11 protein-coding genes are annotated in these 12,140 nt (G+C 38.0%); 8 read left to right on the top strand and 3 right to left on the bottom strand.

Going from position 1 to position 12,140, the window contains the following annotated elements; all coding sequences use genetic code 11:
* Positions 1–37: 37 nt before the first annotated feature.
* On the bottom strand, positions 38–1,207 hold the full coding sequence (locus IQ283_RS19230) for a lactate 2-monooxygenase (protein ID WP_194221680.1): 1,170 nt from the start codon (positions 1,205–1,207) through the stop codon (positions 38–40).
* Positions 1,208–1,382: 175 nt separating this feature from the next.
* Between IQ283_RS19230 and IQ283_RS19235 the strand changes: the two genes are divergently transcribed.
* From IQ283_RS19235 to IQ283_RS19260, 6 genes are all read left to right on the top strand, one after another.
* Entirely contained in the window at positions 1,383–2,780 is a 1,398-nt protein-coding gene (locus IQ283_RS19235; RefSeq protein WP_194221681.1) for a bifunctional metallophosphatase/5'-nucleotidase, read from the top strand.
* Positions 2,781–3,444: 664 nt separating this feature from the next.
* A complete protein-coding gene (locus IQ283_RS19240) occupies positions 3,445–4,581 on the top strand; it encodes an FAD-dependent monooxygenase (RefSeq protein WP_194221682.1) in 1,137 nt (378 codons plus the stop codon).
* A 377-nt stretch (positions 4,582–4,958) separates the two neighbouring features.
* The gene (locus IQ283_RS19245) at positions 4,959–5,912 is read left to right on the top strand and encodes a sugar-binding transcriptional regulator (RefSeq protein ID WP_194221683.1); all 954 of its coding nucleotides are present in this window, start codon (positions 4,959–4,961) and stop codon (positions 5,910–5,912) included.
* Between the two features lie 308 nt (positions 5,913–6,220).
* Positions 6,221–7,192, top strand: a complete 972-nt coding sequence (locus IQ283_RS19250; RefSeq protein WP_194221684.1) for a Gfo/Idh/MocA family protein — start codon at positions 6,221–6,223, stop codon at positions 7,190–7,192.
* Between the two features lie 90 nt (positions 7,193–7,282).
* The gene (locus tag IQ283_RS19255) at positions 7,283–7,801 is read left to right on the top strand and encodes a VOC family protein (RefSeq protein WP_242057392.1); all 519 of its coding nucleotides are present in this window, start codon (positions 7,283–7,285) and stop codon (positions 7,799–7,801) included.
* 281 nt (positions 7,802–8,082) lie between these two features.
* Positions 8,083–8,472, top strand: a complete 390-nt coding sequence (locus IQ283_RS19260; RefSeq protein ID WP_194221686.1) for a VOC family protein — start codon at positions 8,083–8,085, stop codon at positions 8,470–8,472.
* 115 nt (positions 8,473–8,587) lie between these two features.
* Here IQ283_RS19260 and IQ283_RS19265 read toward each other — a convergent pair whose 3' ends face one another.
* Positions 8,588–9,094 carry a peroxiredoxin family protein gene (locus tag IQ283_RS19265; protein ID WP_194221687.1) on the bottom strand — a complete coding sequence of 169 codons (507 nt, stop codon included), beginning with the start codon at positions 9,092–9,094 and terminating at the stop codon, positions 8,588–8,590.
* Between the two features lie 376 nt (positions 9,095–9,470).
* On the opposite strand from IQ283_RS19265, the gene IQ283_RS19270 reads away from it, so the two are divergent.
* Both IQ283_RS19270 and kynA read left to right on the top strand, forming a co-directional pair.
* Positions 9,471–10,013: a site-specific integrase gene (locus tag IQ283_RS19270; RefSeq protein ID WP_194221688.1), complete on the top strand. Its 543-nt coding sequence runs from the start codon at positions 9,471–9,473 to the stop codon at positions 10,011–10,013.
* A gap of 173 nt (positions 10,014–10,186) precedes the next feature.
* The gene (kynA, locus tag IQ283_RS19275; RefSeq protein ID WP_276511848.1) at positions 10,187–11,029 is read left to right on the top strand and encodes a tryptophan 2,3-dioxygenase; all 843 of its coding nucleotides are present in this window, start codon (positions 10,187–10,189) and stop codon (positions 11,027–11,029) included.
* 60 nt (positions 11,030–11,089) lie between these two features.
* On the opposite strand, the gene IQ283_RS19280 is transcribed toward kynA, so the two are convergent.
* Complete coding sequence (locus tag IQ283_RS19280; protein ID WP_194222310.1) at positions 11,090–12,139, bottom strand: iron-containing alcohol dehydrogenase family protein; 1,050 nt, start codon at positions 12,137–12,139, stop codon at positions 11,090–11,092.
* Position 12,140 lies beyond the last annotated feature (1 nt).

Below are 12,140 nucleotides of genomic sequence, written 5' to 3' on the forward strand. Positions count from 1 at the left end.
GATTAAAAAAGGAACACAAACGTGTTCCTTTTTTTTGCTATCGACTAGCCGGAATGATCAAGTCTTTGTTTACTTCAGTTAGGTCTCGGCAACCTGATAAGGCCATCGTTAGATCAAAATCTGCAACAAGGTTGGAAAGCACTTGTTTCACACCATTTTCACCACCAACCGCAAGGCCGTACATACATGGTCTGCCGACAAGCACCGCTTCGGCACCAAGCGCGATGGCTTTAAATACATCTGCTCCTCTTCTAATCCCGCTATCCATTAATACCGGAATGTGATTCTCAACAGCTTCAACAATAGCCGGAAGTGCATCCAGTGCTGCGATCGCGCCATCCACTTGCCGCCCACCGTGATTGGAAACGATGATTCCATCTGCTCCATATTTGATCGCAAGCTTAGCATCATCTGGATGAAGAATTCCTTTTAAAATAATAGGAAGAGATGTGTATTTTTTGAGTTCTGCTAAATCCTCCCATGTTAATCCTGCATTCCCAAATACGTTTGTCCAGTGCATAATCGCACCCATGGCGTCTTTTTCAGGCGGAACATGTAGTCCTGCTCGAAAGGCAGGATCAGTTAAGTAGTTCCCAATACCTTCTCCAATAAGAAAAGGCAAGTAGACATTTTGAAGATCTAATTCTCGCCATGCCATCATTGGTGTATCAAGCGTTACAACAATCGCAGAATATCCAGCATGCTCTGCTCGCTGAACAAAGCTTTTGGCAATCTCAGGATCGCGACTCCAGTAAAGCTGAAACCACTTTGGCGCATCGCCTATCGCGTCAGCAATCTCTTCCATGGAATGACTTGATGCTGAGCTTGCAATGTAGGGGATTCCCATTGAAGCTGCAGCTTTAGCTGAAGCAAGCTCACCTTCTTGGTGGATAATCGATTGAACTCCTACTGGAGCAACCATTATTGGAGAAGGGAGCATCTGACCGAATAAACCTACCTTTAAGTTTCGTTCTTCAACGTGACGGAAAACGCGAGGAACGATGTTCCAACGTTTAAAGGCTTCTCGATTCGAATTTTTCGTATCTTCAGCACCAGACCCTCCGGCCACATAATCATAAGGACCATCCTCTAGTACTTCTCTCGCTCTTTTTTCCCAATCTTCATATCTTGTTGGAAGGCGATCAGGATCAGGCGCATGCATCTGCTTATAAATGCCAAACTGTATCTCATTACCAATATTACTCATGAAAACGACTCCTTTGATAATATGATTAAGTGAATCTTCTTTTCTTTCAAGACAATTCCTTCATAAAAAGGAAAGTTTTTTAAGGAAAAGACTTACTAGAAGGATTTCGCTCATGAGTTTCGAAATAGTAGAATGGCACTAAATTCGTTCATTAAGAACATATTGGAGGACAATCATGAAGCTTTCGATCATACATACGAACGATATTCATAGTCATTTTGAGAATTTCGCAAAAGCGACATCACTTATTAAGGATTACGCAGATGACCAAACACTAATCTTGGATGGTGGTGACTTTGCTGATTTTAAAAGTATAGAGCTTCAAGGAACGCAGGGGATCGCGGCCGTGAAAATGCTTCAATCTGCCGGTTATGATGCGATTACAATTGGGAATAATGAACTCTTTAATGGAAATGAAACGCTAGAGCATATGGCGGTACATAGTCCTGTCCCTTTCATTAGTTGTAATCTTCTTAAAGCAAACGGTGCGTCATTCAAAGGGGTATTTAGAAGTACGATTATTCAAAAGCAAGGGATACGTATTTTGATTACCGGTGCTTCACCGGATTTGCAGGAATTTAATGATTTGATGGGTTTTCAAATTTTAGATTACATAGAAGCGATACAGAAAGAGATAGAAAGCCAAAAAGGAAACTATGATATTTGTATTGTGCTAAACCATGTTGGTACTGAAAGAGACATCGAACTAGCCGATGCAATCGATGAGATCGATTTGATTCTTTCCGCACATGACCACGTTCTCTACGATGAAGCGAAAGTAGTGAATGGCACCATTCTGAACTCAGCTGGTATGTACGGGGAACATATTGGTATTGTAGAAATTGAGGTTACAGAAGATGGTTTAACCTTATTAGCCTCCAGATCGATCTCAACAGCTAAAGCGGTGGAGGATGAAGAAATCATAAGTATTTTAGTTTCAAGTAAGAAAGAAGCGATCGACAATTTGAGTAAACCACTTTACACAGTTAGTGAACCACTATGGCATGATGTACTTGAAGAAAACCCCATGGCGAATTTAATTGCGGATGGTTTAAAAGATAGCTTTGAATGTGATCTCGGATTGATTAACAGCGGCATCACTAATGGGGGAATCGTTGATTTTGTGTCTAATAAAAAGCTTATTGAAATATGTCCTTCACCATTAAATCCGACTTATTTTGAAATTCAGGGAAAGCACTTATATGCTGCTCTTGAAAGCTCGTTAGACAGTTCGGTTTGTATGTCAGATGGCAAGGGGCCCGGCTTCCGAGGTAAATATGTCGGGCGACTTCATGTATCAGGTGCAGTGATCGAACATGATCAAAAGAAAATACATTCTATTACGATTAATAATGAGGTGTTAGATCCAGAAAAATGGTATCGAATTGCCTCTTCTGATTATTTGTTAAGAGGATCTGGGTATCCTGACTTAGCGTATAACCGGAACTTCTCCTATCAATCAGATGAAATAAAAGATGTAATAAGAGAATATGCCGAGAACGAAATCTTCGTAGAAAATGCATTTAAAAAGCGCTGGGTGGTCACAACTGGAGTAACGTTAGACGTTGATTAATGAACCTTTTTATAATAGAACATAAATCTTTTCCTATAAACGAATCCAATTATTAAGTAGGGTTGGTTGTAACTAGTCCTTATAAAGAGATTACTAAATGGTCAACTTATATGAGTTTTTTAATAAATAATAGAATAATGTTTTGAACAAATGGGGAGCGCTTGCTTAATAAAAAGTAAGCGCTCTAAGTCGTTTTAGGGCAGTAGATGGGAAGAGTGAGCATATGTTCATCATCGTATTCAATACGAATCGCTCACCATGATCAAGAGATTTTTCACAAAATGTTCACTTACGTAAAAAAATTGAAATGACTATACTATTCACTATGCTTGAAAGAAAGGAGGAATATTTTTCAAAAACAAAGTAGAAGAGTGATATTCTGGCCTAATGATGTACTTTGGGATCGTAGATCGTATGCAGGGAAACATTTTATAATTTATCTATGAACAAGCTAATTTGAGAAAGGGCTCTTATGGTAGGGCTCCTGAATCTAATGATTTACCTTGTTTTAGAAAATTTTAGTGGTACCTCCAATTGCGAGGAAGACCACGTCCGGTAATACATACATATGTCCACAATTAGGAACCAGATAAATAATGTGGACTCCCCCAATATCTTTGGGGGAGCAATGTAATGATGCACACGTTTAAAGGAGGTATTTGATATGTCAAATGCTAAGATGAAGAAAATAGTGATCGTTGGCGGAGGAATTGGTGGCTTATCAGCTGCTATTGCTCTAGGTGAGATAGGAATTGAAACAGAGATTATTGAACTAAAACAAAAATGGGAAGTATATGGCGTTGGAATATTTCAACCACCGAATGCACTTAGAGCTTTAAATGAACTAGGAGTAGCAAATACATGTATGGAATGGGGCTATAGCTTTGATGGAATGGAATATTGTGATGCGGAAGGGAACCGATTTGCAGAACCTCAATCTCCAAAAATTGATGGGTATCCTGGGCTAAATATTATTTCTCGAAGGACGTTGCACTCCATTTTATATGAGAAAGCAAAGTCTGTAGGAACCAAGTTTAGGATGGGAACAACTATAGTAGATATTCATCAAGCTGATGACCAAGCTCAAGTAAAATTAACCGATGGATCTATGCTCACAGCGGATATAGTTATTGGTTCAGATGGCCAGAATTCTAAAGTGAGAAATTTGATATTTGGAAATGTTGAACAAGAATATCTCGGGCAAGCGGTGTGGCGTTATACGTTACCTCGGATGGAAGACATAACAAGAAGTACTTTGTATTACGGTCCGAATGCAAAGGCAGGTTTGGTTCCAATGTCTGAAGATGAAATGTATCTGCTGTTAACAACTTCTGAACCTGGAAATCCAAGAATGCCAGAAGATCAGCTAGATCAAATTTTACGTAATAGATTAGTAGATTTTGGAGGAAAAATTGCTGAAGTTAGAGAGCAAATTGTAGACCCTAAAGAAGTCGTTTACCGTCCGGTTTTTAGTTATTTATTACCGTCTCCTTGGTATCAAGGTCGAGTATTGTTAATAGGAGATGCTGCCCACTCCACCGCCCCACATCTTGGACAAGGTGCGTCTCTTGCAATTGAGGATGCTGTTGTTCTAACTGAACTTATTCAACAAGGACTAAATGTGACTCAATTGTTAAAAGCATTTAATGACAGACGTTATGAAAGGTGTCGTATGCTTGTTGAAAGCTCGAATCAACTTGTTAAGTGGGAGTTTTTAGAGTGGGAAGGAAAAATGCCTGATGATGTTAATGTTCCGAAATTTGCTTATGAAACGTTAGCAAATATGAATGAAGCTATATGACCGGGCAACTTTATGAAGAAAGCTGAAAGACTTATGGCATCTATAAGGAGAACTACTTTTATATGATAAATAGATTTGAGTATCTCAATTGATCATAAGAGAAAAATTTGGTTATTTCATTACATCATAAATGTTGAAGTTCGATTTTTAATAATCGGGCGTAATTTCGCACTAAGGAATTACGCCTTTTCTATGTAGAAATGGTTGAGTAAGTGGGGGAATTTCAATAGAAATTAAATAGCGGGGTTTATTTATACTTTTTGAAGATTAAGTGGTTTGCGATTATTACCAATAACTCACTGGCTAAATATGAGGGAGTGCTTTCGAATTGCACAATTGTCCTAATTATTGTACATTTGTGCAAAGGGGGGGATGCGATGGAGGAAAGAAAGGAAATTAATACGCTATATCAAGTTGCAGAAATGTACTACGAGCAAGATATGACGCAAAGTGAAATAGCGAAAGAACTCGGGATCTATCGAACAACCATCAGTAGAATGTTGAAGAAAATAAGAGAAAAAGAAATCGTACAAATCCGTATCAATTATGATGCCTTCAAAGAAGTTACCATCGGGAGAAAACTAAAAGAAAAGTATCAACTGAAAGAAGTCATTCTCATCCCCGAGAAAAAAGGTGCCTCTAGTGACCAAAATTTGAAGGCTATGGGGCAAGCATGTGCAAAGTTCTTAGATGGAGTAGTCAAAACTGATGATGTTATAGGATTTTCATGGGGAACATCTCTTGCCGCCGTTGCAGAGGAATTGAATCCTCAAAGAACTCAAGAAGGAATCATGTGTGTCCCGCTTATTGGTGGACCGGACGGTAAATTAGAAAGTCGTTATCATGCTAATACCATCGTTTATGAAATAGCTAAAAAGTGGAAAGGAAATTCTAAATTAGTTGATGTTCCCGCAATCGTTCAATCAGAAGCGTTAAAAGAAGCGTTGATGGATTCTGAACACTTTCGTGAAGTTGAGGATTTATGGGGAAAGTTGACAATTGCCATTGTAGGTATTGGGTCCCCACTAATCAGCGACGGTCCAAACTGGCTCGCTTTTTATGGAGAAAGATTCCAGGGTGAAATGGAAAAGAGTAAAGTAGCAGGGGACATTTGCTCAAACTTCTTTGACAAATCCGGAAAGACTCTAGATACGAGACTCTCAAATCGCACAATTTCCGTTGATATGAATGATCTTCATAAGGCAAGGTACACCATCGGAGTAGCTGAATCCAAGGAAAAGGTTGAAGCAATCCGAGCCGCGCTAGTATCTGGTCACCTTAATGTTCTTGTTACAACGGAAGAGACGGCAAGTGAGTTAATGAATGATTAGCTTGGATAAATATGAACATTAAGCTGAACTCGAATTTAAGCTTTATGACATGATATTTCGACGGCATCAGTTAGAAGAATTGCCTCATCTACAAGTATATTTATATGAGCAAAATGAGGTGGAGCCTTCATAACAGTTAACTTCAGCTATTGGATAAGCCTATTTATTCTTAAAAAATTGTCAGTTTGAAGAAAGGTTAATAAGATTGGAAGGGGCTAGATGTCTCTTTATTTACCCCTATTGTAACTAACGTGTTCATACTGTCGAAACAAGAGTTAGAAAAATCACGTTAAAAGGAGAGGTTTGAGATGAAGCAAGTGAATTGGGGAATTGTTGGACCAGGAGGGATTGCTACAGATTTTGCACAGGCGATTAATGAGGTTAATGGGCAAATCTTTGGGGTCTGGGGAAGAAATGTAGAAAAAGCTAGGGGATTCGCTGATCGTTATGGAGTAGAGCACGTATATGAGAAAACGGAAGATATGTTTAAGGATGATCGCATTGATATCGTATATATAGCAACTCCACACAGTATTCACTATTCTTTCATCATTGATGCGTTGAATTCTGGAAAGCATGTTCTATGTGAGAAGGCAATCACAATGAACGGTGAACAACTGCAAGAAATTATTAATTTAGCAGAGTCCAAGAAACTAATCGTAGCGGAAGCGATGACGATTTATCATATGCCTCTATACAAGAAGTTACAAGACATTATCCAGGAAGGTAAAATTGGAAAAGTCAATATGGTCAATGTGACCTTCGGTAGTTGCAAGGAAGATGATCCAACCAATCGTTTTTTCAATCCAGACCTTGCTGGTGGTGGAATGTTGGACATTGGTACTTATGCTCTTTCATTCACAAGGTTTTTCCTATCTAGTCAGCCAACGGAACTTCATACAACTGTTAAGAAATATGAGACTGGGGTAGACGAACAATCTGGAATTGTGTTGAAAAATGATCAGGATGAAATGGCAGTAGTGTCATTGGCGATGAGGGCTAAGATGCCTAAGCGAGGAATCGTAGCTGGAGATGAAGGGTTCATCACAGTTGATAATTTTCCAAGAGCTGATAAAGCAACAATTACATATACATCTGATGGTTCTGTAGAAACAATTGAAGCTGGAGAAGAAAGAAGAGCCCTTATGTATGAAGTGGAGGCAATGAATGACCTGATTTTGAATAATAAAGAGAATTGGACCTTATCACTTTCACGTCAGGTAATGTCTTTAATGGATGTGGCCCGTCAGAAGTGGGATCTTACGTATCATTTCGAATAAAAAATACTTTTACAGTTCCAATGTGTGACATGATTCAATTCTATTCTTATGTTTCTTAAATCTGCTCAATTCAAGGAAGGAGAGAATAAGATGTATAGAGGTATTGACCATATAGGGATGACCGTACCAAATATAGAAGTAGCTACTAATTTTTTCCGGGAAGCTTTTGACGCTAAAGTTTGTTATGATGTGCAGCGACCCGAACATGATCCGATGAAAGGAGAAGAAGTAGAGAAACAATTGGGGTTACCATCTGGAAAAACAATTATTCATATGCGTCTATTGAGAATCGGTGAGGGACCAACTATTGAACTTTTTCAGCTAGGAACAAAAGCAGACAAGGATCCAGCGAAAATATCTGATTTGGGTCTACATCATTTTGCTTTATATGTTGACGATATTAAAGAATCTTCTAAACGTTTCGAAGCTGCAGGTGGCTCTCTTTTGTCGGAACCCCACCCACTGGCTGGAGTGGAAGATGGACCACGTAATAGTGGAGTATATGGGACAACCCCTTGGGGAAGTTTGATAGAATTAATAAAGTATCCTGATGGAATTGATTACCCGAATGAAAGCGAAGCAAAGAGATGGAGCCCTCCAAAGCACTAGAAATTGATCCTGTTCTTTATTGAACTTTTGAATGGAACAAGTTATGTTTCCTATGTAAACAACACTTCAGATTTAAGTCAGCATTTATGCTGACTTTTTTTATAGTTTAAGCAGAAAATAGGGTTTTGCAAAAAAAGCGACTCACACCAACAAGAAAGCGAAAAATCTCACCTGCAATCTGATGTGCAATTGTAATGAACAGTTTAGTAGAAGGACTATGTTTTCAATTTACATAATATCAATATTTTAAACTATTATATTATTAAAGGGAGAGGGTAAATTTGATACACCATATCGAGCTGTATGTATCAGATCTGAAAGAAAGTACAGAATTTTGGGGATGGTTATTAAAAGAACTTGGTTATACACCATTTCAAAATTGGAAAGAAGGGAGAAGCTGGAGAGATAAAGAAAGCTATATCGTATTTGTGCAAGTTGAGGAGAAATACAAAGAAGTGGGATATCATCGTAAACGGATTGGTATAAATCATCTCGCATTTCGTGCTCATTCAAAAGAGCAGGTAGAAAATATTCGATTAATGCTCGTACAAAAACAAGCTTCTATTTTATATAACGAGCTATATCCTCATGCAGGTGGGATCAATCATTATGCGCTTTACTTTGAAGATCCAGATCGAATAAAGGTAGAAATTGTATCACCAAACATATGATAAATTTCAATTACCGTACTATATATATAAAATTAAATAACAAAAGTTAATAAGAATTATTGCAAATCACAAGGGACGTCAATACAAAAAACAGGCCAATTTGGCCTGTTTTTCTTTATCCCTTATAAGTCTTTCCAATATACTGAACGATTTTACGTAACTCTGTAACAGTAGGACGACCAAAAGGACTTGTTTGTCTTTGTTGATAAAGCAATTCGCCCTTATCATCAATAAGGAAGTAGGCTGGCTCACCATGAGCGCCATGATCTTCATATGGATCATCTTCTTTATGATAGTGAACATCATATGCTTCAAGTGCTTTTAAATCCTCATCAGCTAATACTGGAAAAGAAAGATTCTTTTCTTCAGCCATTGCTTTTAAATCATCAAATTTATCAGTTGATATAGTTGTAATATGAACATTTTTCCCTTCAAAGAAACCAGTACTTTCTTCTAGACTTTCAAGATCACTCACACAAACGGGGCACCAGGAACCTCTAAAGAAAATGACGAGGTGCCATCCACCTTTTTCTTTACGGTATGATTCAAAAGAATATTCTTCGCCGTTTACTGCAGGAAGTGAAAAATTAGGGACTGCGTCTTTCAATGCAAATTTAGACAAAACGATTTCCTCCTTTGAATAATAACAATCACCTTATAATGTAAGGCAGTTGTTATGATACTCTGATTCAGAAATAAATGATGTAAGATACCTTACTCTATTTTGAGACTGAATAATTGACAAAGGAAATTGTCGTTACAGCCTTTTTATTGGGAATAAAAACGAATTGGCTATCATACGTTCAGAACAAACTAATTGCACGTATTCCAACATAATGATACAAAACATATATTGTGTATCATTATGAAAATGAATGAAAGCTTATTTTTTGGGGGTTTTCTCTTTTCGAACAGAACGAAGAAAGGTATAATGATACATATTAATTAAATGTTTATCATTAACGATACATATTAAATAGAGAAAGAAGGATGCCCTCATGAACACGGTTCAGCCGATTCGTGATCCTCAGAAGATCAAATTAGTAAAAAAACATCTACGAAAGCGAAATTCCAGAGATTGGTTTTTATTTAATATGGGAATTAATACCGGTCTGCGGATTAGTGATTTACTTCCATTACGTGTGGGGGACGTTCGAAATCAAACACACATTATTATCAAGGAGAAAAAAACAGGAAAAGCCAAACGATTTCCGATCAACTATTCTCTTAAGGAACTCATTGAGTCGTATACGTTTGATATGGAAGAACGTGATTTTTTATTTCCATCGAATAAAACCGATTTACCGATTCAAAGAGGACAAGCTTACAAAATATTAAATCATGCTGCAGCGGAAGCAGGGCTTTCCGAAATTGGAACACATACTATGCGTAAGACGTTTGGTTATTTTTACTATAAACAAACAAAGGATGTGGCAATGCTTCAGAAGATCTTTGGACATTCTGCACCATCGATTACATTAAGGTATATTGGAATTGAGCAGGAGCAAATGGATGAATCATTGTTCAACTTTAGTTTATAAGTGAAGCAATGATAGACATGTTATAATTTATAAAAGAGGGGGGAGGAGTTGAAGGTATAAATATGGTTTTGCTTCGAGAAAAAAATTTTAATGCTGCAAAAGCATATTAATGAAGAAACTCATTTGAATTACTGTTTTTGTAACCGATTACAAATAAGGAGGAGGTTATCCCTTTGGATAAAAAAGATCACGTTGATCCTACCGAATCATCTATACATACGGATTTTAAAAACAATATGACTTACGGAGAATACTTAAGTCTCGATCAAATACTCTCTGGGCAAAATAGACTTTCAGACCATCATGACGAAATGCTCTTTATCATCATTCATCAGGTTAGTGAATTGTGGATGAAGTTAATTCTACATGAACTAAAAGGAGCCATTGAAGCAATTGAAAATAATGAACTTTCGTCTGCCTTTAAAATGCTTGCACGTGTTTCAAAGACCCAAACCCAAATTATTCAGGCTTGGGATGTTCTTTCAACATTAACACCATCAGAATATATGGAGTTTCGTGATTCGCTCGGACAGGCATCTGGTTTTCAATCTTATCAATACCGCATGATCGAATTTTCATTAGGATACAAAACATCACACGTGCTTAAAATCTATGAAAAGGATGAAGAGCTTCACGCACAACTTAAGAATGCTTATCAAAAACCCGGCATTTATGATGTCGCCATTAAAGCTCTCTCCAGAGCAGGGTTACCGATAGATCAAGGAGTTCTTCAACGCGATGTAACCAAAACTTATGAGAAGAATGATTCTGTGTTGCAGGCATGGCTGACGGTATACCGGAATGTCGATACATACTGGGATCTTTATGAGCTTGCCGAAAAACTCGTCGATATTGAAGACTGGCTGCAGCAATGGAGATTCCGTCATATGAAAACGGTTGAGAGAATTATTGGTTTTAAGCAGGGTACAGGAGGCTCATCAGGGGTCGGTTATTTAAAGAAAGTACTTGATCACCGTTTCTTCCCAGAGCTCTGGGATATTAGAACCGCCCTCTAGGTGATTATAATATCATTATGTAAACTTATAAAAAAACGCTCTCAGTTGGGAGCGTTTTTTTTATATGAGTAGTTCATTTAATTTTGCATCACTTTCTAGGAAAGAGAGCGCCTTCCTTTGAAAATCTTCATCATGAAGGTACGTATATCGATGGGGCTTAACAGAAGGAGCCTTCAAAATAGCTTCAGCCAGGTCAGATTTTTGCATACGTTCCTTCTTGATATAATCAAAGAAACCAGTACGTTCAAATACTTTCCCCATCCGTATCGCTCTGTGGTTCTGCACATTAGCCATAATATAAGTTGCGATTCCGACCTGTATGCCGTGCATGTGCGGATTTGATAATTGTTTATCGAGCGCATGGGAAATTAAATGCTCTGAACCACTTATTGGTGCGCTATTGCCGCTAATAACCGTTGCCACACCGCCCATTGTTAACGAGCTTACAAGTTCTTTAATGAAGATCGGATTTTGAATATCTGACATCGGCGTTCGAATGAAACTGTTAACAGCCTTCTTACTTAGCATCGCTGCAAAGGCATTTACGTGCCCTTTACTGTTCTTTTCTTCAAATTCCCAATCATAAAGAGCCGTTATATTACTCATTAGATCACCAACTCCTGCAAGCAAGAAGGGAGAAGGGGCTTGTTTAATCACTTCGAGGTCCGCAATGATCCCATAAGGTACCTGTGCAGGAACAGTAGTTTTTTTGTGATTCACAATAAGAGAGCAGTTGCTACTAGCAAAACCATCATTTGAGGCAGAGGTCGGCATGCTTATAAACGGTAGTTTTCTAGAGAACGCAATATATTTCCCATAATCTATAACCATACCACCGCCCATAGCAATCACAACATCATAAGAATCAAGGGAAAAAGCATACCCGATCAGATCATGAATGGTTTTCCCAGGTTCCATCTTTTGAAGATCGATGGTGACATGTTTCATATTCTCCTGAAAGGACTCGCCATAAGTCTCATATGTAAATTCATCGAATAAAAATAGGGCATGATGAAAGCCGTGCTTATGGAGAATCATATCAAGCTGATGGCGGATACCAGAACGAATCTCCAAAATGGCAGGGATCGGAATATTCGTTAATGGATGCATG

Origin of the sequence: Pseudalkalibacillus hwajinpoensis, from assembly GCF_015234585.1 — a bacterium.
Classification (GTDB): domain Bacteria; phylum Bacillota; class Bacilli; order Bacillales; family Guptibacillaceae; genus Guptibacillus; species Guptibacillus hwajinpoensis_B.